This is a genomic window from Streptomyces sp. NPDC001890 (genome assembly GCF_042891445.1).
Lineage (GTDB): Bacteria > Actinomycetota > Actinomycetes > Streptomycetales > Streptomycetaceae > Streptomyces.
Map to the genome: position 1 here is coordinate 124,929 of NZ_JBIATE010000006.1, position 23,688 is coordinate 148,616.

The window sequence follows — 23,688 nt, forward strand, 5'->3', positions numbered from 1 at the left end:
CGTGTCCTGGCCCGGCGACTCGTCCCGGACGGGGTGACCGGGCAGGTTCTCTGCCAGTACTTGACCACCGTCCGGGACCGTGCGGCCGATCTCGGCACGGACGAGCGCCACCGACTCGGAACGATCGCGGTGGATCTCGCCGCCGCATTCCTCACAGGAGACCGCCACCGGGGTCGTCCGGCTCGTGCGGGAGCGGCTGGCCGCGACGCCGCAGGGGCAGGCGGCGCTGGCCGGAGTGGCAGCCGCGCCCGGGGACGAGGGAGCCCGGCGGGAGGCGGAGCGGGTGCTCCGCGAGGAACTGCGGGCGGACCCCGGGTTCCAGCAGACCTTGGCGGCGCGCCTGAACGTGTCGACGACTCACATGACGAACGTCGTGACGGTCAACGGTACGAAGATGCGCGGGAACCAGATCTCGCTCGGGCCGATCACCGTCAACAAGCCGAACACGACCGCCGGGCTGCTGGGCCTGGCGGCCGCGCTCGTCGTGGTGGCTGCTCTCCTCGTCTACGGGGTGGTGCAACTGGTCGGCCCGGAGAGCGGTGGGGGGAAGGGCAGTCGGGTACGGGCGCTGAGCGCGGTCGAGGCGGAGCGGATGCTGCCGGGGCTGACCGACCTGTCGGGTGCGTGGGAGACGTCGCAGCCGGCGCACCTCACGGAGAACGGAACCTAGTGCCACAACGCCCTGGCGGAGTACGAGTCCCAGGAGCGGGACGGCTCGGGGTTCAGCGACTTGAAGGTGCGGTACGACACATTTGCCTGCCCGGACACGGCAATCGCAGCGCAGGGTTTCGCCGAAATGACCCAGCACGCGACAAACCCCGGGAGCATGAAGGAGAAGCCTTTCCCCAGCCGAACGCTGGGTGACCAGAGCGCGACCAGCGCCTACGAGGTCGAGGACGAGGAGATGGCGGACCCCTCCCAGATCGGTTCCCACCTGATGTGGCGGGCCCGTGTCGGCACTGTCCTCATCGAGATGCACTACGGACCGGTCCGCGACGGAGTCGGCTCCGAGAAGCAGGCGGAGGAACTGATGCGGCTCATGTGCGACCGCGCCCGCGAGGCACAGGAACGCGGCTGATCCGCCCCGTCGGCTGAGCCCGGCGAGGCCGACGTGGCGCACGAGCCGTTCGACCGATGTCCGAGAGACGGCGAGGTCGGGCATAAGCGCTCTGCCCGACCGAAGCCGTTGTCTTTCCAGTCATGACTGCTGGGTCTTCGCCGGGCAGGCATGGCTCCGTGTGATCGGGGCAGGGGCGGGCCGTTTCGTTCGTCCTGGATGACGTCGAGTAGCCGGTGGCATGCATCGGTCATGGGCTCGCTGGAGGAGCGGGAGCCTGCCGCCCTGGTGCGGGTGGAATCCGGTAGGCGACCGCCCCGGCTGCCGCGTCGGTGGCGGTTACGGAGTTTCGCGGACATGAACAAGGACGATCCGCGGCGGCAGGTCCGACTCTCGATTCTCGCGTGACGGCGTTGCCCGCGGCGGTCCTCGGGTTGTCCTGTCGCGGCGCACTGAGATCTCCGTGCCCGGCCTGGTGTGCGTGGACTCGGCCGTCGTTCGCCGCGGAGGGGCTCGGTGGCGGAGCGTTGACACGCACTCGCACGGCACTTATGTTTGCCACTAAATTTAGTGTCCGAAATTAGCGGCTGCGCTGTGAGTCGCTCCACGTAAGCCCAAGAAAGGAGGTGTGGCGCGTGTCACCAAGTGCCCACACCTCGCCCCGCGGCCTGTCCCGCACGGCGGTTCTCGCGTTGCTCGGGCGCAGTGGTCCGCTGAGCCGGACCGAGATCGCCCGGCAGCTGGACCTCAGCCCGGCGACCGTCACTCAGATCACGAAGCGCCTGCTCGCCGAGGGATTGATCGTCGAGGCCGACTCGGTGCCCTCGGCGGGTGGCCGCCCGGCGATCCGGCTCGCCGTCGTCGCCGATGCGGGGCGTGCCATCGGAGTGAAGGTCGCGCCCGATCATGTGACCGTCGTGCATGTCACGCTCGACGGCTCGGTCACCGGCTGTGTCACGCACCCCTTCGACGCCCTGGACGCCGATGCCCTGGACCGTCTTGTCGTGCTGCTTGCCCCTGAGGTGCACGCCGTTCGCGGTGCGGCCCCGCTGATGGGGCTCGGGGCCGGGGTGCCCGGCCGGGTCGACACCGACGGCAGTGTCGACTCGCCCGTACTCGGCTGGCGCCGGGTCCCGCTGGGCAAGGTGTTGTCCCAGGCGCTCGCCGTGCCCGTCCTGGTGGACAACGACGTGAACACGGTCGGCGCCGCCCAGCTCCTCTACGGGCACGGGCGCGGCCGCGACGACTTCCTCGTCCTCACCCTCGGTTACGGTGTCGGCCTCGCGGTCGTCGACGGCGGCTCGGTGCGTCGGGGCGCCCGGGGTGCGGCCGGTGAGATCGGCCACGTACCCGTCATGGACAACGGGCGCCAGTGCCAGTGCGGCAACCGGGGCTGCCTGGAGGCCTACACCGGTTTCGCCGGGCTCATGCGCACCGCCATCGAGCATGGCCTGCTCCGGGAGGGCGACCGGCCGGAGTCCCTGGTGGCCCTCGCGGAGGCGGGGGAGAGCGCGGCCCTCGAAATGCTGCGCGGCGCGGGCCGTCTGCTCGGCCGTACGCTCGCGGGCGTCGCCAACGTGCTCGACCCCGGCGCCGTCGTCGTCACGGGCGAGGGCGTCGCACTGTGGCCGTATCTGCGCGACGGGTTCGAACCCGCCCTGCGCAGCCACCTCTTCCGCCCGGTCCAGGGCCTCGACGTGATCACCGACGACTGGAACGACCAGGCGTGGGCACAAGGCGCCGCGGCCGTCGTCCTGTCGGCTCCCTTCAACGCCGGTGACCACGGGGTCGGTCCGGCGGACGCGGTGCGGGCACGTCTCGGGAAAGCCGGCGCGACCTCGTGAACACGCTCACCGGCCCCCGCAAGGCGGCGCTGCTCACTCTGCTCCTCGCGCCGAGCTTCGTGCTCATCCTCGCGTTCGTCCTTGGTCCCATGCTCGGCTCGCTGTGGATCAGCTTCCACGACTGGAACCTGCTCAAGCCGATGACGTGGACGGGCCTGGACAACTACCGCGAGGTCCTCACCAGCGCCGACACATGGAAGGCGTTCCGCAACACCCTCTACTACGTGGTCGGTTACCTGCCGCTCGTCTACGTCGGCGGGCTGCTCATCGCCCTCGGCCTCAACCGTGCGATGCGCGGCCGGAACCTCCTGCGCGGGATCTACTTCCTGCCCGTGGTGACCAGTTGGGTCGTCGTCGCCCTCGTGTGGAAGTGGATCCTCAACCCGAACTCCGGCGCGCTCAACGCCGTCCTCGGCTGGTTCGGGATCGACGGCCCCGGCTGGTGGACCGACCCGACCTGGGCCATGCCGTCCGTCATCCTCGCCTCCGCGTGGAAGGACCTCGGCTTCGTCATGGTGATCCTGCTCGCCGGGCTCCAGGCGATCCCGGAGAGCGTGTACGAGGCCGCGAAGGTCGACGGCGTCACCGCCTGGCAGCGCTTCCGGCACGTGACGTTCCCGCTGCTCGCTCCCTCCAGTCTCTTCGTCGTCATGATCTCCCTCATCAACGGTTTCCAGGTGTTCGACCAGGTCTTCGTGATGACGGGCGGCGGCCCGGCCGGCGCCACCACGACGGTGGTCTCGGCCGTCTACGACAATTCCTTCCGCTACGGGAAGATCGGATACGCGAGCGCGCTCAGCTGGGTGCTGTTCGTGGTGATCCTGATCGTCTCCGTGGTCCAGTCGCGCGTACAGCGCAAGGTGGTGGATGCCCAGTGACCGCCGTGACCCCCGCACCCGGTCCACGCCATTCGCTGCGCGGCACCGTCGTCACCATCGCGCTCGTCGTCGGCGCGCTGTGCATGCTCTTCCCGTTCGCCTGGATGGTGCTCACCGCGTTCCAGCCCGACGGTTCGCTCGGCTCGGTGCCCCGTCTCTCCGACCTGACCACCGGGAACTTCGGCAGGCTCTCAGACGCGCTGCCGTTCTGGCGGATCCTCGGCAACTCCCTGTGGATCTCGGTCCTCTCGACGCTCGCCCAACTGGTGACCAGCACCCTCGCCGCGTATGCCTTCGCCCGCTTCACCTTCCGCGGCCGCGACACCCTGTTCATGGTGTATCTGGCGACGATGATGATCCCCCAACAGGTGCTGCTCGTCCCGCTGTTCGTGGAGATGAAGCAGATCGGTCTCATCGACACCTACGCCGGGATCATGCTGCCCGGCCTGGCCTCCGCCTTCGGGACGTTTCTGATCCGGCAGGCCATGCTGTCCGTGCCGCGCGAACTGGAGGAGGCGGCCCTCGTCGACGGTGCCGGGCACATGCGGATCCTGTGGGCCGTCGTGCTGCCCCTGGTGCGTCCCGCGCTCGCCACGTTCACCGTCTTCGGGTTCATGGCCTCCTGGAACAACTTCCTGTGGCCGCTGGTGGTGACCCGCTCGCCCGAGCTGTACACACTGCCGCTCGGACTCTCGTCCCTCCAGGGCCAGTTCACCACTCAGTGGAACGTCGTCATGGCGGGCTCGGTCATCAGCGTCGTACCGATGCTGCTCCTCTACCTCTTCGCGCAGAAGCACATCGTCCGCTCCATCGCCACCACCGGACTGAAGTAGGCCCCCGATGAACCATCCCACCAGGCGCCGCGCCATGACGGCTCTCGCCGCGGCCGTGGTGCTGCTGGCCGCCGGCTGTACCCAGGGCTCGGCGACCCGCGCCACCTCCGGTGACGGACGCAAGATCGTGCACTACATGACGTTCACGGCGGCACCCGACCACCTCAAGGACCTGGCCGAGCTGGAGAAGTCCTTCGAGAAGGCGCACCCCGGCATCGACATCCGGGTGCAGACCGCCCCGTTCGACCAGTACTTCACGCAGTTGCAGACCGCCGTCGCGGGTGGCACCGCACCCGACGTCTTCGAGCTCAACCAGGACAACTTCACCACCTACGCCGACTCGGGCGCCCTCGCGGACCTGGACGGCCGCGTCGCGAAGAGCGGCGTGCGCGACCACTTCACCGACTCGTCCCTGTCCGCGTTCGCCTACCAGGGAAAGCAGTACGGCCTGCCATCCAGCTTCTCCACCGAACTCCTCTTCTACAACAAGGAGTTGTTCGACAAGGCGGGCGTCTCCTACCCCACGGCCGACTGGACGTGGCAGGACGAGCAGAAGGCCGCGGAGAAGATCAGTGCGCTCGGCGACGGCATCTTCGGCGACTTCCAGCACACCTCCTACCTGGAGTTCACCAAGGCGCTCGCCCAGAACGGCGGGAGCTTCCTGTCGAAGGACGGGAAGAAGGTGGCCTTCGACAGCCCGCAGGGTGTCGCCGCCGCCACGTGGCTGACCGGCAAGGTCGGTACGACCATGCCGACGCAGGCACAGATGGGCGGGGCTGCGGACTACGACACCAAACTGTTCACCGAGGGCAAGCTCGGCATGTGGCACAGTGGTTCGTGGTTCTTCCCCACCCTCACCGAAGCCGGCCCGAAGAACTGGGACGTCGTCCTCGAACCCGCCGCCACCTCGGACAAGAAGGCCAACTCGGTCTTCCAGAACACCCTCGCCCTGTCCAGCCAGTCCAGGAACGCGGACGCCGCCTGGGAGTGGATGCGCTACCTGACCACCTCCCAGGAGGTCGCCGAACTGCGCATCGACACTTCCTGGGAACTCTCCCCGGCCACCAGCGGCGAGCTGAAGAAGAGCTACGTCGCCCAGACGCCCCCGGACAACCGGGCCGCCGTCTTCGACGCCCTCGACGACGTGGCCCCCAGCCCGCAGCTCGTCGACCAGGCGAAGATCGCCGACATCGTCACCAACCAGCTCGAAGCCGTCGTGATCGGCTCCACCACCGTGGAGAAGGCCCTCCACAAGGCCGCCGCAGAGATCCAGCCGCTGCTGGACGCGGCCGACGACTGACGCACCCCCGATGCCCTCCGTACGTGAACACCCCGCAGGAGACATGAACGTGCCCATCCCGCACGCCCTCGACCACCCCGCTCTGCTGCGCCGCAGCATCGAGGTGATCACCGAGAACCAGGCCCCGTCCGGCGCCTATCCGGCCTGTCCGGCCTTCGAGGTCTACCGCTACTCGTGGTTCCGGGACGGCTCCTTCATCGCCGAGGCCGCCTCCCGGGCAGGCGCCCCGGACAGCGCGGACGCCTTCCACCGCTGGTGCGCCCAGGTCGTCACCGACCGCGCGGGCCGCATCGAGGAACTGCTCGACGCGCTGCGCCGCGGCGAGCGCCCCGACGAGGTGGCCTATCTGCCCACCCGTTACACGCTCGACGGCGAGGACACCGGCGAGGTCGGCTGGTGGGACTTTCAACTCGACGGCTACGGAACGTGGTTGTGGGCCCTGACGGCCCACCTCGCCCGGCATGGCTCGGACCCCGAGCCCTACCGCGAGGCCGTCCGCCTGACCGTGGACTACCTCACCGCGACCTGGTCCACCCCCTGCTACGACTGGTGGGAGGAGTACAACGACCAGGTGCACGGCGCCACCCTCGGCGCGATCCGCGGCGGACTGCGCGCCGTCGCCGAAGCCGGCCTCGCCGACCGCGACCTGTGCGCGCACACCATCGACGCCATCGACACGCTCGTGCGCGAACGCGGCATGTACGAGGGGCACTTGGCGAAGTGGCTGGGCAGCAAGCAGGTCGACGGCAGCCTGCTCGCCTGCCTGACCCCGTTCGGGAACGTACCCCTGGACGGCCCGGTCGCCGCCGCGACCCTGCACGCCGCGGAACTTGACATCGTGCAGCCCGACGGCGGCGTCTACCGCTACCTCGGCGACACCTTCTACGGCGGCGGCCAGTGGCCCGTACTCACCGGATTCCTCGGCTGGCACTACGCGCGCATCGGCCGCACCGCCGATGCGCGCCGCGCGCTCGACTGGATCGCCTCGTACGCCACCGAGGACCACCTGCTGCCCGAGCAGGCCCCCGGCGTACGGCTCCAGGCGCCGCGCCGCCTCACCGAATGGGAGGAGCGCTGGGGGCACAACGCCACCCCGCTGCTCTGGTCCCATGCCATGTACCTCATCCTCGCCGACGAACTCGGAGTCTCCCTGTGATCCGCCACCGCCCGCACGGCTCCGGCCACGCCTACGAGCCGACCGACGACCAGATCGTGCCGGCCACGCCGCTCGCCGGAGAGGCCTTCGACGTGCGCGCCTCCACCGGCCCGGCCATCACGGCAGTGGTGTGCGAGTGGGCAACCGGCGAGACCGTCACCTTCCTGACCGCCGCCGTCGAGGCGGACGAGGCGCCGGCCGGCGACTCCGGCGGCGACAACGACAGCCACCTGGCCGCCGCCGCGTCCGGAGCCGGCCGCGGCGGACGCAGGCGCTGGGTCGTCCGCCCGCAGCCCCTCGCCCAGGGCGCGAGTGCCCGTTACCGTTTCACCGCCACGCACACCGACGGCCGTACCCGCTCCACCCGCTGGTACACCGTGGCGCCCGCCACCTGGCACGACGGCGCGGACGCCCTGACGGTGTCGGGCCCGGCCACCCGTCTCGTGCCCGGCACCGCCCGCACCCTGCGGGCCGCCGACGGCACCCCACTGCGCGTCCGCTTCGCCCTGCGGCTGGCCGAGGGAGAGCACGTCGTCGGCTTCGGCGAGCGCTACAACGCGGTCGACCAGCGCGGCGTCGCCCTCGATGCCCAGGTCTTCGAGCAGTACAAGGGCCAGGGCTTCACCACCCGCACCTATCTGCCGATGCCGTTCGCCCTCGTCATCGGAGGTGACGGCTGGGGCTTCCACGTCCGCACCTCCCGCCGCACCTGGTACGACATCGGAGCCACGGACACGGACCTGCTGTGGATCGAGGCGGAGGTCGGCGGCGACGGTGTCCTCGACACCCACTGCTACCGAGGCACCCCCGCCGACGTGCTCGGCGCCTTCCTCGACGAGGCGGGCCGCCCCGAAGAACTCCCCGAGTGGGTGTTCGGCCTGTGGGCCAGCGGCAACGAGTGGAACACCCAGGCTCGTGTCATGGCCGAGATGGACCGCCACCGCGACACCGACGTCCCCGTCCGCGCCCTCGTCATCGAGGCGTGGAGCGACGAGGCGACGTTCACCGCGTTCCGCGACGCGCAGTACGAGGTCAACGAGGACGGATCGGCGCACCGGCTCGCCGACTTCACCTTCCCCGCCGACGGCGCCTGGCCCGACCCCAAGGCCATGGTCGACGAACTGCACGCGCGCGGCATCAAGGTGCTGCTGTGGCAGATCCCGTTGATGAAAATGCGCCCGAACCCGTCCGGGCAGGCCGCCGCCGACGCCAAGGCCATGATCGACAACGGGTACGGCGTCCAGGAGGAGGGCGGCAAGCGGCCCTACCGCAACCGCGGCTGGTGGTTCCCGCTCTCCCTGATGCCCGATCTGACCAAGCCCGAGGCCCGCGAGTGGTGGCTGTCCAAGCGTCGCTACCTCGTTGACGAGGTCGGTATCGACGGCTTCAAGACCGATGGCGGCGAGCACGCCTGGGGCGCCGACCTGCGCTACGCCGACGGCACCAGCGGCGACGTCACCAACAACCTCTTCCCCGTCGAATACCCGCGAGCCTACGGCGAGTTGCTGCGGGAGAGCGGCAAGCCGCCGGTCACCTTCAGCCGTGCCGGATTCACCGGATCGCAGAACGCGGGCGCCTTCTGGGCGGGCGACGAGGACTCCACCTGGGACGCCTACCGCCACTCCGTCAATGCCGGCATCACCGCCTCCGCGTGCGGCATCGTCTACTGGGGGTGGGACCTCGCGGGCTTCTCCGGCGACGTCCCGGACGCCGAACTGTACGTTCGCGCCACTGAGTTCTCCACGTTCGTGCCGGTCATGCAGTACCACTCCGAGTACAACCATCACCGCCTGCCGCTGCGCGACCGCACCCCGTGGAACATCGCGGACCGCTCCGGTGACCCGGCCGTCCTCGACAGCTTCCGCCGCTACGCCAAGCTGCGTGAACGCCTGATCCCGTACCTGGCCGAGGAGACGAAGGCGGGCCTGGCCGAGAACAAGCCGCTGATGCGTGGCCTTTTCTTCGACCACACCGACGACCCGAGGATCTGGGACCACCAGGACCATTTCCGGCTCGGCTCGGCGCTGCTCGTCGCTCCGGTCACCGAACCCGGTGCCACGCGCCGCACCGTCTACCTGCCCGCCGGTACGGAATGGGTCGACGCATGGACGGGCGAGACGGTCGCGGGCGGCCAGGAGATCCTCCGTGAGGCACCCCTCGGCACTATTCCGGTCTTCGTGACGGCCGGGCGGTGGCCGACCCTGAAACCGCTCTTCTCCGAACTCATCTGACCCCGCACGGAGAAGAGCACATGCGACGCCGGGCAGCACTGGGACCTGACGGACCGGTGCCGCCCGGCGTCTGCGCTGACGTCCCCTCATCGAGCGCATCGGGGCAGGCGTCGAAGCGGGAGGCACTTCCTGGCCGCGAGGTGTTTCTCGCGTGCGGTCAGCCCGGATGGAGCGGGCCGTGTGGGGGTGGGGGTGCGGTCCCTCCGGGCTGTTCTCCCGGTTGTCGAGGCTTGCGGAGGCCGGCGACCGGCCGGTCGTTCAGGCGGGTACGTTCCATTGCTGGTCGGGGCCCGCTGTGCAGGTCCGGATCAGCAGGCGTGTGCCGTCGCTGCCGCCCCCCTCGGCGTGCAGGCACAGTCCTGACTTGGTGTTCCGCAGGGTCCGGTCTTCTTGTGCGGTCCAGGACTGGGCGGGGGTGCCGTTGCACTGGTAGAGCTGCACGACGGTGCCGTCCGCGGTGGAGCCGTTTCTGACGTCCATGCACTTGCCGTAGGCGCGCAGGGTGCCGTCGCCCGGGACCGTCCAGGTCTGGGCGGGGGTTCCGTCACACTGGTCGAGCCGCAGTGCGGTGCCGTCGGCGGAGTTTCCGCCAGTGACCTCCACACACGTGCCGTCGGCGCCGGTGACCGGTCCCGAGGGCGGCGGGGCGGGCAGTGCGTCGCGTACCGCGGTGGCCAGTGCCACCGGGTCGCCCGAGGCGTTGACGGGGTAGGTGTCGCGCTGCTGGTTCCAGGCGTTCTCGACGGCGAACCAGTCGATGGAGACCGGGGCCTGGCCGGTGGCCAGCGCGGTGTCGAGGGAGTCGAGGTACTTGGTCCAGCGCATGGCGTAGAAGTCGGAGACCAGCCCGGACCATTCCCGGTTGGCGTAGTCGCGCAGGCCGCCCGAGTCGCTGCCGGAGCGGTGGCCCCAGGTGGTGAGGACGGAGCGGGCGTCGAACTCGGCCGCCGCCTTCTCCGCCTCCGTGGTGCCCGAGGACTTGGCGTCCTCCAGCCACGGGCCGAGGAGGAACCGCGTGTCGGTGGCGAGCAGTTCGTCCAGCAGGGCGAGGTCGCTCCTCCACTCGGCGGCCCGCTGACGGAAGCGGGTCAGGTCCTTGGCGTCGTAGGCGGCCTTGATCTGCGGGAGCAGGGTCCGGCTGTGGTTGGCCAGGGCCTGTCGTGCGACGTCGACCAGGTCGAAGCGATAGGCGTCCGTGGTCCGCAGTCCGGGCGCGACCTGCAGCAGTTCGACCAGCGCCCGCTGCACGGTGCTCGCGTCGTAGCGCATCCCGCCGGGGCTCCAGCTGGCCGCGGTGGTCGCCGTCAGCCGCGGGCGGGCGGTGAAGAGGCTGTCCTGGGACTCGCTCCATGTGCCGGACGGGGTGCTGTACGGGCCGCTGCGCAGCAGCTCCCACGCCTTGGCGGCATGCGGGTCCTCGCCGCCGTAACGGCGCTCCGCGTACTGGGCGAACCACGCCTTCTGGTCCACCGGGCCGGTACGCCAGGCCAGTTCGGTGAACAGCTCGTAGGCGACGGGGTTGCCGCCGGTGCCTTCCGGCAGGTACGCGATGCCCTTCAGCGCGCTGCCGGGCTTGGTGCGCCACTGGTCGAAGCGTTCGGCCCAGACCGCGGTGTTGGCGCCGATGGTGGTGTGACCGCCGAAGTTGGGGATCGTGCCGAACGCGTAGGGCGCGCCGTGCCAGGAGGCTTCCCGGTCGAGGCCGTTGTAGCGGTCGGACAGCCCGTCGACGATGAACAGCTTGCTCTTGTCGACGGCGTCGATGATGTGCGTGGAGGGGTTGTTCTGCCAGCCGAGCAGGGTCCAGGTGGCACCGGGGTGCGCGGTCTGCAGCGCCTTCATCACGGCCTTGGCGGCGTCGCCGATGGGGACGTCGCCCGGCCGTCCGCCCTCGTGGAGCAGGTCCATCTTGTACATCGTGGAGTCGCCGAAGAGTTCGCGCTGGTGGCGGTAGAACGAGGCGGCGACCGCGGGGAACATCTCGCTGCGCGGGTCGAGCCAGTCGGGCCGGTCGAAGCCGACCCAGCCGCCCTGCGGGACGACCGGTCCGGTGGGGTTCTTCTCCGTGAACCGCGGCGGGACGGTGCCGTAATAGCCGGGCAGCACCGGGTTCATGCCGAGTTGGCGCAGTCGGTCCGCGATCCTGCGGCCGAGTTCCGCACGGTCCTGCAGCTGCTGCTCGGAGACGGGGCCGCCGAAGCCGAACATGTTCTGCATCAGCCACCACGGCTGGTGCGCCGGGCCGGGGATCCAGGACCGGAGCTCGTCCTTGGAGTAGCCGAAGTCCTGGAGGGCCGCGTAGTAGACGGCATCGGCGCCCATCTGGACGAAGACCTCGTTCGCGCCGTGCAGGGCGAGCAGATCGATCTGCTTCTCGTAGGCGGCCCAGTCGCGGTAGGCGCCGGAGTAGCCGTCGTCGGTGTCGTTGAGCGCGAAGCGGTGTGGCACCGAGGCGTCCTTGCGGACGGTGCCGGCGGGGGCGGGCAGTGTGCGGGGCAGTTTCGCCGTGCTGTCGCCCGGCCATCCGAGGTCGACCTTCGCGGTGTACTTCAGGTACCAGTTGACGCCGCTGAGGATCACGGCGGGGCTGGTTCCCTGGACACGGAGATCGCCGGCGCTGCCGGAGACGACGAAGTAGTCGCCGGACTCGGGGCGGCTCACCGGGACGAGTGTGAACTGGGAGACGTGGCGCGGCAGCAGCCGTGCGAGGGCTGCTCTGGCCGGACCCGTGGCGAAGGCGGGCCGGCCGGCGGAAGCCACCGCGGCGGCCCCGGTCCCGGTGGCTGCGGCGGTGGTGGAAGTGCCCAGGACCGTGGCCAGTGCGGCAAGGGCCATGGCCAGGAACGCGGCGGTCCAGGATCTCGGTTCTCTCATTGGCAGCCCATCGGAGAGGGATTATTAATGGAGCGTTCGATAATATGGAGGCGGGTGATGAAGCCCGTCAATACACCGGACCGCTCGTTGTGGACCGGCTGGGTAGAGTGCCCAGCACGACAGCGGGGAGGGTGGGGGTACGGACGCACATGGCAGCCAGGAGAACAGCGGCGAACGGGCCGCATGTGCTTCGGCGGATGAACGTCGCTGCCGTCCTGGCGGCGCTGCGGGAGGCCGACTCCACCGCCACCAGCGTCAGCGGCCTCGCCGCGGCCACGGGGCTGTCACGGCCCGCGGTGACAAGAGCCCTGGCGGACCTGCGGGACCGCGGCCTGGTGGAGTTCACCTCCACGGGCAATTCGCTGCAGCCCGGACGGCCGGCGCAGTACGCCAGGTTCCGCGCCGAGACGGGGTACGTCGCCGGAATAGACATCGGACCCCACAAGGTGCTGGTGGCGATCGCAGACCTCGCGGGTCGGGTCCTGACGGTCCATCACGCAGCGGTGGACGCGGGCACTGACGGGCTGCAGATGGTCGACACCGTTCGCGCCGCACTGACCACCGCGGTCAGGGAGGCGGAAGTTCCGCTGTCCCAGCTGTGGGCGGTGACTGCCGGCACGCCCGGCATCGTCGACCGGGACCGCGGCGAGATACTGCTGGCTCCGAGCATCCCCGGCTGGGCCGGGCTGCCCGCGGTGACGCGACTCGGCGACTGGTTGCACTGCCCGGTGTCCATCGACAACGACGTCAACCTCGCCGTCCTCGCCGAACGGCGACGGGGGGCCGACGCCGAGAACGAGAGCCTGGTATTCGTGCAGTGGGGCCGGCGCATCGGCTGCGGCATCGTCATCAACGGCAAGCCGTATCGCGGGCATTCGGCCGCCGCCGGGGAGCTGGGCTTCATCGACCTGGCATCCGACCCCGACGCGCCTCCCGCACCGCGCCCCTCCGACGGCACCGGACCGTTCGAGCGGTTGGTCGGGGCGGCAGCCATCCATCGGCTCGCCCTGGAGGCCGGCGCGCCGGCAGGCGACGAGGACGACATCGCACCGCTCTTCGAGGCGGCGGCGGCCGGTGACCGGGCCGCCACCGATGTCGTGGAGCGGGTGGCTGCCCGCTTCGCACGCGGTCTGGCCGCGATGCTGCTGGTGCTCGACCCGGACCGCGTCGTCATCGGTGGAGGAGTGTCCCGGGCGGGAGACGTCCTGCTGGAGCCGGTCCGCCGCCACCTCCGACTCCACGCCCTGGTACCGGTCACCATCCATGCGTCGACGCTGGGGGAGCAGGCCGTGGCGCTGGGCGCGGTGCGCCATTGCCTGGGAATCGCGGAGGAGCGGATGCAGGGAACGTCCCAGGGCTGAGCAGGCGCCGCGAGCACCTGGCCGGTACGTCGGCGCCCAGGGGCAGCCGTGAACCGGGGGCGCGGCGGGCCGGTGTCAGGACGGAGTCCCCGGGTCGGTGTACCGCAGCAGCGTGCCCACGCCCTCGTGCAACCTCAGCTCGTTCTCCGGTACGACGACCAGCTCGGCGCCGGTGCCGACGAGGGCCCGGACGAGGGCCTCGTCGGCGCGTTCCTCGCGCGGGGCCCGAACGCCGAAGGAGGTCAGTTCCGCCTCGGTCAGGGCGAGCTGAGTGGGCTGGGAGCCCGTCCAGAGGCGCAGCGAGGCTCCTGGCGGCCGGTTCAGCAGCAGTGCCGCGACCTGGCCGCGCTGGAGCGCGGCGACAGTCGCGGCCAGCCCCTCCGTCATGGGGCCGTCCAGGGCGCGCCGGCCGATGAAGACGTCCACGAGTTCCCGGTCGTGCGCGGCCATGTGGCCGCGGAAGACGCCGTCGAGCTGCGGCTCCAACAGGGCGCGTCCGGTGTCGGTGGGGGTCCGGCCGCCCACCCGTACGACCTTGTCCCGCAGGGCGTGCGGCAGGCGGCGGATCAGCACGTTGCACGCCCACTCGTCCCCGCCCACGACGACGGCGTCGGCATGGGCGCGCCGTGCCCGTTCGTCCAGCCGGTGGCCGAGCCGGAGGGCGGTGCGGTGCCAGGTCGCCACCGCTACCCTGCGGTGCAGCCGCTCACCCGGGGTGACGGTGGACGCGGGCCAGGTGCCGGTCTCCGCCTCCAGAGTCACCCAGCCGTGGGTCTCGGCGGTCGGGAGGCCGCCGTAGTGGACGACCACGGCCATGTAGGGGATCTCCGGAACGTGCTGTCCGACCAGGGGCATCGCGTCCGGCAGGGTGCTGTAGCGCGCGGAGTCGTGTTCGGGCGGCCTGGGCAGCTCCCCGTCCAGGACGAGTGCGCCATGGGCGGCGAAGATGGCCTGACCGTGCACCCCCGGCACCGCTGTGTCGGCACCGACCGCCTCCTCCAGTGCGTTCAGCAGCGCCCGGTCCGAGCCCTGACGCGACAGACTGTCGCGCAGCCGCTGCCAGCGCAGCGCGATCGCTCGCTCGGGATGCTCGACGTCCCGGGAGGTGTCCAGGTACACGGAGGCGAACGGACCCGGCTCCGCGTAGAGGGGTTCAAGAAACGACAACTTCATCGCCACTCCTCGTCGACGGGTCTCCCCTCCTTTGATGATGCGCGCCCCAGGGAGCGGCGATGAAACTCGACGAACGCGATGCGGTGCGGAATGCGGGGCGGTCGGGCGCCGGCCGTAACAGCCGCGGCCCGATGCGGGCGGACACCTTGCGCGCTTCCGCTCCGGAAAGTGATTGTCCGGCACTTCATGTAAGTGTTCAGACAGGGCGGAAGTATGGGAAATCTTCCGGAAGACATGGTGTCCTGGGCCTCGGCCTCACGCGGTGAAGGCGGTGCCGTCCAAGGTCCAGTGAGGTCGGGCGTGATACCGAGGGCGGTGTGGACGTGCGTGGCGACGTCGGCGTGGTGGAGGGGCGACGGGGCCTTGCCGGGGGTCAGGCCGGGACCGCAGGCGAGGTCGAGGCGTACGCCGTCGGTGCCGATCACCAGCACGTGGGCGCTGTTCATGGGCGGTTCCAGGGGACTCGTGGGTGGGCGTGAGAGGGAGGTGTCAGGGGCCGACGCGACGGAGCCGGGTCAGGCTGCTGGCGTAGTCGCCGATGGGAAGCCGCGGGTCGATGCCGTGGCGTACGAGGACGGCGCCGCTGTGGACCTGGTTCAGCTCCGGGTCCAGGTAGCGCGCCTCGGGATCGAGAGCGGGCAACCGTACCGGGGCGGAGCGGTGGCCGAAGCGGGTGGTGGGACGCCAGACGAGGAGCACGTGCTCGCTGTCGTCCGGAGCCGCGTAGTGGACGGCCGTCACCGGCTCGGTGGCCGGGGCGACCCGGTGCTGGTGCCCCCTCTGCACGAGCGGACGGATCAGCTTGTACTCGGCCACGAGCCCCGCGGCTTCGGAGAGTTCCTCCTCGGACCACGACGTCAGGTCGCCGCCGAGACCCAGCGCGCCTGCCATGGCGACATGGAAGCGGAAGCGCAGCGGGGTGCGCCGGCCGGTGGCGGTGTTGGGACTGTCGGTCACCCACGCGGCCATGGCCTGGGCGGGGAAGAGCTGACCGAAGCCGTGCTGGATGCCGATCCGGTCGACCGGGTCGGTGTTGTCCGAGGTCCAGGCCTGGTCGGTGCGGGCGAGGATGCCGAGGTCGACGCGCCCGCCGCCGCCCGCGCACGCCTCGATGCGCAGGCCGGGGTGGGCGGCACGGAGCCGGTCCATGATGCGGTGGACGGCACGGGTGTGGTCGATCCACAGGCGGTCGGGGTCGGGGTGGCCGTCCCATCCCGCTTCGGTGAAGGCCCGGTTGGCGTCCCACTTGAGCCAGTCGACGCCGTTCTCGCGCACCAGGTGGTCGAGGGTCTGCCGGGCCCAGGCCTCGACCTCGGGCCGGGCGAAGTTCAGCACGAGCTGGTTGCGCAGTTCGGTCGCGTCGAGCTGGGGGGAGTGGAGGACCCAGTCCGGGTGCGCGCGGTACAACTCGCTGTCGCGGTTGACCATTTCCGGCTCGACCCACAGCCCGAAGCCCATGCCGAGGCGGTGCACCTCGTCGGCGAGCGGCCGCAGTCCCCGGGGGAAGGCCTCGGGGCGAGGAGTCCAGTCGCCGAGCCCGGACCGGTCGTCGCGCCGGGTGCCGAACCAGCCGTCGTCCAGGACGAAGAGTTCGGCACCGACGCGCGCGGCCACCTGGGCCAGACGGATCTGACCGGCCTCGTCGACGTCGAATCCGGTGGCTTCCCACGAGTTGTAGAGCACCGGCCGGTCCCGCTCGGGCTCGGGCAGGACGTGCCGGCGTACGTAGTCGTGCCAGGCGCGGGCGGCGCCGCCGAAGCCGTGCGGGGTGAACAGCCCGGCGTACACCGGTGTGCGGAGGGTCTCGCCCGGCTGCAAGGTCCAGCTGAGGCCCTCGTGGCCGAATCCGCCGGTCCAGGTGGTGCGGCCGGTCGGGTCACGGTGGATCGTGACGCGCCAGCTGCCGCTCCAGGCGAGCGCCGTGCTCCGGACCTCCCCCTGGTCCTCGCTCGCGGTGCCGTCGTCGAGGGCCAGCCAGGGACTGGCGTGGTGGCTGGTGAGACCTCGACGGCTGGTCAGTACGGTCTCTGCGACGGGAAGCCGGTCGCGCTGGAGCTGGAACTCGCTGTTCCAGCCCCCGGTCAGATGGCTGAGCCGGTAGTCGGGCAGCGGAGGAGCGGTCCATGACGCCGAGTCCAGCCGGTCGACGGTGATCGGATCCGGCGGACCGTCCGCGGCCCCGGTGTGGGTCAGTTCCGTCCAGCGCTCGATGACGTCGGTGTCGCTCCGGACGCGGTAGCAGAGTTCGGCCCGCAGGGGGTGGTGCCGGTCGTCGAGGCGCAACCGCAGTTCGCCGCCGTCCATGGTGTGACCGGCGAACCGCCACTGGGCGCCCCGGGTCCCGTCGGCGAAGCGGACCTGAAGGCCGGCCGGGCCGAAGCGCGCCCCGGTCTGCGGCGCGAGTTCGTCGGCGGCCGCGTCGGCCTCGAAGCTGCTCGCCGCAGGGGAGACCGCGTCCGGGAGGTCGGCGAGCGCCGCGGTGTCGAGCGGCAGGCCCCAGTGGAGGTGCCGCGGGCTGCCGTCGGCGGCGAGGCGCAGCGCGTAGAGGCTGTTCGGCGTGCGCAGGACCGCGAGGCCGGGGCCGGGTTCGAAGGTGACGGGCGGGAGCGTGGCGTGCACGGATGGATCCCCTGAGGTCTGGTGAGGAACAGGGTGCGGTCCAGGGCTATTTGGAGAAGAGGTGGCACAACACCGGCAAGACGGAGTGGTGTTGGAGAAGTCCTGGGGGAGCAGAGGAGGGCCCGAGCGTAGGGCGGCACCCACACCCAAATCAATACTGGAAGAAGTTATTTATTTGCTCTATGTTGCTCCCGTGTTTCGACATCACTCCCGCCCTCTGGTCAGTGCGCCCGCCGAGACCGCGGTCCTCGCCCTGCTTCTTGCGGAGGGGCCGCTCAGCAGAGTGGAACTGGCACGGCGGACGGGACTCTCCTCGACCGCGGTCACGAAGGCGGCCAGGCCCCTCATCGACGACGGCTATCTGTACGAACTTCCGCCCGAGCGCACCGCGCCCGGTGCCGGCCGACCGGTCAACCCTCTCGCGGTCGACCCCGACCGGGAGTACTTCATCGGATTGAAGATCAGTGGCGACCAGGTCTTCGGCGCCGTCTGCGATCTGCGGGCCGGGATCCGGGCCACCGCGGGCAGGCCGCTCGACGGCTGCACCCCCGGGGCCGTCGCCGAGCTGACCGCCGAACTGGTCGACGAACTGCTCGACACCGAACCCGCGTTCCGGGACCGGACCCGACACCTCGGCGTCGCGGTCAACGGGGACGTGGACCGCGAAAGCGGCCGGCTCCGCCACTCCGGCCTGCTGGGCTGGCGCGAGGTCCCGCTCGCGGAACTGCTCACCGAAGCCACCGGCCTGGCAGTAACCGTCGAGAACGACGTCAGAGCCCTGGCCGTCGCGGAGCACTGGTTCGGCGAGGGCATCGGCACCGAATACTTCGCGCTGGTCACCATCGGTGCGGGTATCGGCTCCGCGCTCGTCGTCAACGGGCAGTTGATCAGGGGGGCGTACGGGGTCGCGGGGGAGGTCGGACACCTCTGTGTCGACCCGACCGGTCCGCGCTGCCGCTGCGGGGGGCGCGGCTGCGTCGAGGCGATCGCCTCGACCGACGCGATCCTCGCAGCGGTCCGCCAGGCCACCGCGGAGCCGCACCTCACGTTCTGCGAGGCCGCCGACATCGCCAGGGAGGGCCACCCGGCAGCCCGCGAAGCCTTCGCCAGGGCCGGACACGCCATCGGGGTCGGCATCTCCGCACTGGTCAGCCTCGTCGGCCCGGAGCGTGTCGTCGTCAGCGGCGAAGGCGCCGACGCCTACGACCTGTTCAGCCGCCACATCCAGGAGGCGTACGCCGAACACGCCTTCGGGGCGGCTTCCCGGTGCCCGCTGTCGCTGCGGCCGCTCCCCTGGGAGGAATGGGCCCGAGGCGGTGCTGCCGTGGCCATCCAGGCCCTCTTCCCGCAGTACGCGGCCACCACCACGATCGGCGTCGGCTGAGCACTCGCGCAGCCGTCGCGTACGACTCCCTCCTCCGGAGCGAAGACCACCCTCGACGTCTAGTACCAGCGGCCTCAAGGGCTGACCCCGCACCGCACCACCCTGTACCACGCACAAGGCAGACGCACGCACCCCCACCCGTAAGGAGCCCCCGTGACATCCCGCTTCACCTTGCTCCGACGCGCGACCGCAGGCCTCGTCACCTCGTCCGCGCTCGTCCTCGCCACCCTCACCCCCCACGCCGCCGCGGCGGACACGGGGACGGCGCCGCCCCCGGCCCTCACCGGCGGGCAACTCGCCGCCTCATGGACCGCCCCGCTGTCGACCCGGGACCGGTACGTCGTCGACGCCGACGGCGACCGGTTCAAGCTCAAGTCAGGAAACTGGGCCGGCGCGCAGGGCACCTGGACGGGCAGCGGCGACGTGGGGGACGTCGCCAACCACCAGGCCAGGCAGATGTCGAACAACATCCCGCTCGGCCTGGACCGGAAGCCGATGGCCCAGATCCTGGCCGACTTCCACGCCCTGGGCCTCAACAGCATCCGGCTGCCCTTCGCCAATGCCCTGATCCACGACACGAGCGTCGTCCCGGACTCGGCCGTCGCCGCCAACCCGCAGCTCAAGGGCAAGACCCCGCTGCAGGTGCTCGACGCCGTCGTCGGGGCCCTGACCACGGACGGCTTCGCCGTCATCCTCAACAACCACACCACCAGCTACCGCTTCTGCTGCGGCCTGGACGGCAACGAGCGCTGGAACAGCGGCCAGTCGACCCAGCAGTGGATCGACGACTGGGTGTTCCTGGCCAAGCGCTACCAGGCCGACAAGCGGGTCGTCGGAGCCGACCTGCGCAACGAGGTCCGACGCGACACCTGGGACGATCCCAACTGGGGCTGGGGCGACGACCACGACCTCAACAAGGCGCTGGAAGAGGCCGGTAACAAGATCCTGCAGGCCAACCCGGACATGCTCGTCATCATGGAGGGCATCAACTGGCAGGGCATACCCACCGATCTGACCCCCCACGGCCGCCCGACGCTCACCCCGGTCGCCACCCTGTCCAACACGCTGATCCGCTCCGACAAACTCGTCTACGCCGCCCACTTCTACGGCTACACGGGACCGAACCACACCGGCGCCACCGGCACGGGCGAGACACACGACCCGCGCTACGAGGAGCTCACCCCCGCACAGCTCGCCCAGGTCGTCGACGACCAGGCACTGTTCGTCACCCGGTCCGGCCAGCACTTCACCGCACCCGTGTGGATCAGCGAGTTCGGCGCCGCAGGCCGTGGAGAGACCGACGCCAAGGAACGTGCCTGGTTCGCCAACTTCACCGACATCATGGTGAAGAACGACACCGACTTCGCCATCTGGCCCCTCGTCGGCTGGACCGACACGAACGGCACACCGCAGGACAACTGGGCCATGGTCAACTACAGCGCGAACGGCACCCGGCTCGGCGTCATGGACGCGGGCGACTGGCGCGCCACCGACTGGAACAAGCTCGTCAACGCCCCCGGCCGCACCGGCCGGATCGCCCCGACCCCGCGCTGGAACATGCTCGACCTGGACCACGCCGACTACAACGTCTCCGCCGGCATGCTCGCGAAGCCGGACTGGTCGCCGGGCAACCGCAAGGCCAACTGCCCCGACAGTCAGCGCGTGACCGGGATCGCCCGGAGCAGCAGCCGAGGACTGTGCACCGACGCCGGGCAGCCGGCGAAGGCGAGCGGCCCCTGGACCGTCGTCACCGACGAGCGGTACGTCACCGGCGGCGACTGGGCGAGCGGCTACAACAAGCTCCAGTGCCCCGGCAACACCTTCGCCGTCGGCTACAGCGTGAGCGGAAACGCCATGGCGGCCCTCCTGTGCGCACCCGCGACCGCCGCCCTTCCCACCACCGGCCGCGCCCTCTGGTTCGACGGCGGCGACAACCGGCCCGCCACCGGCGGCTCGACCGCCAGTGACTGGGCACCGGGCCACTACAAGGGCCAGTGCCGCGACAACGAGTACCTCGCCGGCGTCGCCTACACCTGGAAGTGGAACCACGGCGGCGTCCCCGACGCCCTGCTGTGCCGCCCGCTCGCCTGAGCCGTCCCATCGACTTCAGGCCCGTCACGACCGACCTCCGAGCGATTCCGGCCGCCCGACTCCGGGCGGCCGGCCCGGCCCGTACCGTCTGCGCGCCTTCCGCGAGGAGGCCCTCGGTCTGGGACTCGTCCTCACGGACGCGGATCTCCCGTTCGTTCTCGGCCGGGCGGTCAGCGGTCAGAGTTCTGCGTCGAGAATGGCCGACCACACCGTGCCCTCCGTGCCCCCGTCGGGCCGGGGCAGCGCCATCTCCGCCCAGATGATCTTTCCTCGGGGGTTATAACGGGTGCCCCAGCGCTCGGCCAGTTGTCCGACGAGGAACAGGCCGCGGCCCCCTTCGTCCATCGCGGCGGCATCGCACAGATGGGGCGAGGTGCTGCTGCTGTCGCCCACCTCACAGGTCAGGGTGCGGTCGAGCAGCAGTCGTACGGTGACCGGTGCGGAGCCGTAGCGGATCGCGTTGGTGATCAACTCGCTGAGCACCAGTTCCGTGGCGAACACGAGCTCGGACAGACCCCAGTCGTCGAGCTTCTCGGCCACGACAGCACGCATTCCCGCCACGGCAGCGGGATCGAACGGTACGTCCCAGTCGGCGACACGGTCGGGCGGGATCGCCCGTGTCCGGGCGATGAGCAGTGCCACATCGTCCTTCGGCCGATCCGGCAGGAGCGCGTCGAGGACCGCCTGGCAGCTCTCCTCCGGCGACCGGTCGGGGTGGCACGCCAGGGTCTCACGCAGCAGCTCGATCCCCACGTCGATGTCTCGGGTGCGGTCCTCGATGAGCCCGTCGGTGTAGAGGATGAACTGCGTGCCTTCCGCCACTTGCAGTTCCGCCGCCTCGAACGGCATACCACCCAGGCCCAGGGGCGGGCCGGCCGGCAGGTCGGGGAACGACACACTGCCGTCGGGCCTGACCAGTGCGGGCAGGGGATGCCCGGCCCGAGCCATGGTGCAGTGGCGGGAGACGGGGTCGTAGATCGCGTACAGGCAGGTGGCCCCGATGATCGCCGCGTCGGCGCCGGACTCCGTCTCCTCCTGGTCGATGCGCCCGATCAGGTCGTCGAGGTGGCGGAGGATCTCGTCGGGCGGCAGGTCGAGTGTGGAGAAGTTGTGCACGGCCGTGCGGAGCCGTCCCATCGTCGCGGCGGCATGCAGGCCGTGGCCGACGACATCCCCGACGACCAGCGCCACCCGGCTGCCCGGGAGCGGGATCACGTCGAACCAGTCGCCGCTCACCCCGGAGTAGGCGGGCAGGTAGCGATGGGCTACGTCGAGCGCGCTCTGTTCGGGCAGGGCCCGCGGGAGCAGGCTGCGTTGCAGAGTCATGGCCATGGCGTGCTCACGGGTGTAGCGGCGGGCGTTGTCGATGCTGACGGCCGCCCGTGCGACCAGTTCTTCGGCCAGGGACAGGTCGTCCTCCTCGAACGGCTGGGGCTTCTCGGAGCGCCAGAAGTTGGCCATGCCCAGGATGACGCCCCGTGCCTGGAGAGGCACCGTGATGAGCGAATGGATGCCGTAATCGACGATCCTCCGTCTCCGCTCCGGGTCCTGGGCGAGCCAGCCGGGAGCTTCGGACAGGTGGGGCACCAGCTCCGGCCGGCCTGCGGCGAAGGCCCCTGCCTGTGGCGTGGAGGAAGGAAAGCTGATCAGCTGACCGAGTTCGTACAGGGGATGGTCGTCCCGGATGCCGCGTACCGCGGTGCGGCGCATGACCGTGTCCGTACCGGTCGGCTCGTCCCCGTGGAGGACCGGTTCGGCCAGATCGACGGTCGTGAAGTCGGCGAGCCGGGGAACCGCGATCTCGGTCAGTTCCTCGGCCGTGCGCACCACATCGAGCGTGGCACCGATGCCGAGACCGGCGTCGTACAGCAGGCGGAGCCGCTCGCGGGCGTGCTCCGCCCTGCCGGACAGCGCCCGCAGCTCTGTGGAGTCACGCAAGGTCACGACTGTCCCCCGGGGCCCACCGCGGCGACCCGTCGGCCGCTGGTTCACCGCGAGTAGTCGGCTCCCCACGAGGTGCACTTCGTCCGTGGCAGCGCGCCCCGAGGTCAGGAGCTCCACCATGCCGGGATCAATGCTGGACAAGTCCGGGATGCTTCGTCCCTCGGCGTCGAGCGGCAGATCCAGCAGCCGTCGGGCCTCGTCGTTGGCCAGCAGCAGCCGTCCGCCTTCGCCGACGATGAGCACGCCTTCGCGCACGGCGTGCAGCACCGCGTCGTGATGCTCGTACATGCGATTCATCTCGGCAGGGCCCAGGCGGTAGGTCTGCCGTCGCAGCCGCCCGGTCACCAGGGCCGTCCCGCTCGTGGCCACTCCGAGCGCAACCGCTCCCGCACCGAGGATGATCGGCATCTGCCGTGCCACCATGCCGGTCACACTCTCGATCTTCATGCCGGCAGCCACCAGGGCGACGACCAGCGCGTGATCGTGGACGGGGACGATGACCTGCACCTCGCGGCCGAGCGGGCCGTTGACTCTCTCGGTGTACACGTGTCCCGCCAGTGCCGGCGCGAGGGTGGCGACGGCCTTCTTCCCGATCAGCTCCGGCCGGGGGTGGGTGTAGCGGATCCCTTTCGTGTCCATCACCACGATGAAGTCGACGCCCGTCGCCTTCCGCCCCGCCTCGGTGAGCGGCTGGAGCACCTTGGAAGGATCAGGAGCCTTCAGCGCCGCCAGGACGCCCGGTGAATGAGCGTAGGCCTGCGCGACGGCGAGGGAGCGGTTTCTCGCCTCAGTACTGCTGTCGTGCCGGGCCTGCACTACGAGCGCCAGCACCGAAGCGGCCACGAGGAGCACGACCACGACCACCTGCAGGGCGAAGACCTGGCCTGCGAGGCTCCGGGGGTACTTGCCCGTGAGTGACCGCATCTGTGCGCTCCGGGATCGG

The 23,688-nt window shown here is 70.6% G+C and carries 15 protein-coding genes; 11 read left to right on the forward strand and 4 right to left on the reverse strand.

Annotated features, from left to right (window positions below; translation table 11 throughout):
* The first annotated feature begins 79 nt into the window (after positions 1 to 79).
* From ACFYY1_RS18735 to ACFYY1_RS18770, 8 genes are all read left to right on the forward strand, one after another.
* The gene (locus tag ACFYY1_RS18735) at positions 80 to 670 is read left to right on the forward strand and encodes a hypothetical protein (protein ID WP_388586499.1); all 591 of its coding nucleotides are present in this window, start codon (positions 80 to 82) and stop codon (positions 668 to 670) included.
* Positions 671 to 826: 156 nt separating this feature from the next.
* Complete coding sequence (locus tag ACFYY1_RS18740) at positions 827 to 1,078, forward strand: hypothetical protein (RefSeq protein ID WP_388586502.1); 252 nt, start codon at positions 827 to 829, stop codon at positions 1,076 to 1,078.
* A 614-nt stretch (positions 1,079 to 1,692) separates the two neighbouring features.
* Complete coding sequence (locus ACFYY1_RS18745) at positions 1,693 to 2,901, forward strand: ROK family protein (RefSeq protein ID WP_388586504.1); 1,209 nt, start codon at positions 1,693 to 1,695, stop codon at positions 2,899 to 2,901.
* Positions 2,898 to 3,779 (forward strand): carbohydrate ABC transporter permease, encoded by an 882-nt coding sequence (locus ACFYY1_RS18750; protein ID WP_388586506.1) that lies wholly within the window; start codon positions 2,898 to 2,900, stop codon positions 3,777 to 3,779. Before ACFYY1_RS18745 ends, ACFYY1_RS18750 begins: the two co-directional genes overlap by 4 nt.
* Positions 3,776 to 4,612, forward strand: coding sequence for a carbohydrate ABC transporter permease (locus ACFYY1_RS18755; RefSeq protein ID WP_388586509.1), 837 nt, complete (start codon positions 3,776 to 3,778; stop codon positions 4,610 to 4,612). The genes ACFYY1_RS18750 and ACFYY1_RS18755 overlap by 4 nt, the downstream gene beginning before the upstream one ends.
* Before the next feature lie 7 nt (positions 4,613 to 4,619).
* Entirely contained in the window at positions 4,620 to 5,912 is a 1,293-nt protein-coding gene (locus ACFYY1_RS18760; protein WP_388586512.1) for an ABC transporter substrate-binding protein, read from the forward strand.
* Positions 5,913 to 5,955: 43 nt separating this feature from the next.
* On the forward strand, positions 5,956 to 7,068 hold the full coding sequence (locus tag ACFYY1_RS18765) for a glycoside hydrolase family 15 protein (protein WP_388586515.1): 1,113 nt from the start codon (positions 5,956 to 5,958) through the stop codon (positions 7,066 to 7,068).
* A complete protein-coding gene (locus tag ACFYY1_RS18770) occupies positions 7,065 to 9,299 on the forward strand; it encodes a TIM-barrel domain-containing protein (RefSeq protein ID WP_388586518.1) in 2,235 nt (744 codons plus the stop codon). Before ACFYY1_RS18765 ends, ACFYY1_RS18770 begins: the two co-directional genes overlap by 4 nt.
* Before the next feature lie 258 nt (positions 9,300 to 9,557).
* Here ACFYY1_RS18770 and ACFYY1_RS18775 read toward each other — a convergent pair whose 3' ends face one another.
* Complete coding sequence (locus ACFYY1_RS18775) at positions 9,558 to 12,173, reverse strand: alpha-N-acetylglucosaminidase TIM-barrel domain-containing protein (RefSeq protein ID WP_388586520.1); 2,616 nt, start codon at positions 12,171 to 12,173, stop codon at positions 9,558 to 9,560.
* A 197-nt stretch (positions 12,174 to 12,370) separates the two neighbouring features.
* Between ACFYY1_RS18775 and ACFYY1_RS18780 the strand changes: the two genes are divergently transcribed.
* Positions 12,371 to 13,534 carry an ROK family protein gene (locus tag ACFYY1_RS18780; RefSeq protein ID WP_388586522.1) on the forward strand — a complete coding sequence of 388 codons (1,164 nt, stop codon included), beginning with the start codon at positions 12,371 to 12,373 and terminating at the stop codon, positions 13,532 to 13,534.
* A 75-nt stretch (positions 13,535 to 13,609) separates the two neighbouring features.
* Here the strand turns inward: ACFYY1_RS18780 and ACFYY1_RS18785 are convergent, their stop codons facing one another.
* Together ACFYY1_RS18785 and ACFYY1_RS18790 are read right to left on the reverse strand one after the other, a co-directional pair.
* Positions 13,610 to 14,707, reverse strand: coding sequence for a hypothetical protein (locus ACFYY1_RS18785; protein WP_388586525.1), 1,098 nt, complete (start codon positions 14,705 to 14,707; stop codon positions 13,610 to 13,612).
* Positions 14,708 to 15,196: 489 nt separating this feature from the next.
* Positions 15,197 to 17,326, reverse strand: a complete 2,130-nt coding sequence (locus ACFYY1_RS18790; RefSeq protein WP_388586528.1) for an alpha-galactosidase — start codon at positions 17,324 to 17,326, stop codon at positions 15,197 to 15,199.
* 193 nt (positions 17,327 to 17,519) lie between these two features.
* Here ACFYY1_RS18790 and ACFYY1_RS18795 point away from each other — a divergent pair, with 193 nt between their 5' ends.
* Together ACFYY1_RS18795 and ACFYY1_RS18800 are read left to right on the forward strand one after the other, a co-directional pair.
* Positions 17,520 to 18,710: an ROK family protein gene (locus ACFYY1_RS18795; protein ID WP_388586530.1), complete on the forward strand. Its 1,191-nt coding sequence runs from the start codon at positions 17,520 to 17,522 to the stop codon at positions 18,708 to 18,710.
* A 153-nt stretch (positions 18,711 to 18,863) separates the two neighbouring features.
* Positions 18,864 to 20,801: a glycoside hydrolase family 5 protein gene (locus ACFYY1_RS18800; protein ID WP_388586532.1), complete on the forward strand. Its 1,938-nt coding sequence runs from the start codon at positions 18,864 to 18,866 to the stop codon at positions 20,799 to 20,801.
* A gap of 177 nt (positions 20,802 to 20,978) precedes the next feature.
* Here ACFYY1_RS18800 and ACFYY1_RS18805 read toward each other — a convergent pair whose 3' ends face one another.
* The gene (locus ACFYY1_RS18805; RefSeq protein ID WP_388586535.1) at positions 20,979 to 23,669 is read right to left on the reverse strand and encodes a SpoIIE family protein phosphatase; all 2,691 of its coding nucleotides are present in this window, start codon (positions 23,667 to 23,669) and stop codon (positions 20,979 to 20,981) included.
* Between the last annotated feature and the right edge of the window lie 19 nt (positions 23,670 to 23,688).

Bases quoted from the DNA above. Each gene is read 5' to 3' on its own strand.
- ACFYY1_RS18740 (WP_388586502.1), top strand. From the start codon at position 827: ATGAAGGAGAAGCCTTTCCCCAGCCGAACGCTGGGTGACCAGAGCGCG.
- ACFYY1_RS18765 (WP_388586515.1), top strand. From the start codon at position 5,956: ATGAACGTGCCCATCCCGCACGCCCTCGACCACCCCGCTCTGCTGCGC.
- ACFYY1_RS18780 (WP_388586522.1), top strand. From the start codon at position 12,371: ATGAACGTCGCTGCCGTCCTGGCGGCGCTGCGGGAGGCCGACTCCACC.
- ACFYY1_RS18760 (WP_388586512.1), top strand. From the start codon at position 4,620: ATGAACCATCCCACCAGGCGCCGCGCCATGACGGCTCTCGCCGCGGCC.
- ACFYY1_RS18805 (WP_388586535.1), bottom strand. From the start codon at position 23,669: ATGCGGTCACTCACGGGCAAGTACCCCCGGAGCCTCGCAGGCCAGGTC.
- ACFYY1_RS18775 (WP_388586520.1), bottom strand. From the start codon at position 12,173: ATGAGAGAACCGAGATCCTGGACCGCCGCGTTCCTGGCCATGGCCCTT.
- ACFYY1_RS18785 (WP_388586525.1), bottom strand. From the start codon at position 14,707: ATGAAGTTGTCGTTTCTTGAACCCCTCTACGCGGAGCCGGGTCCGTTC.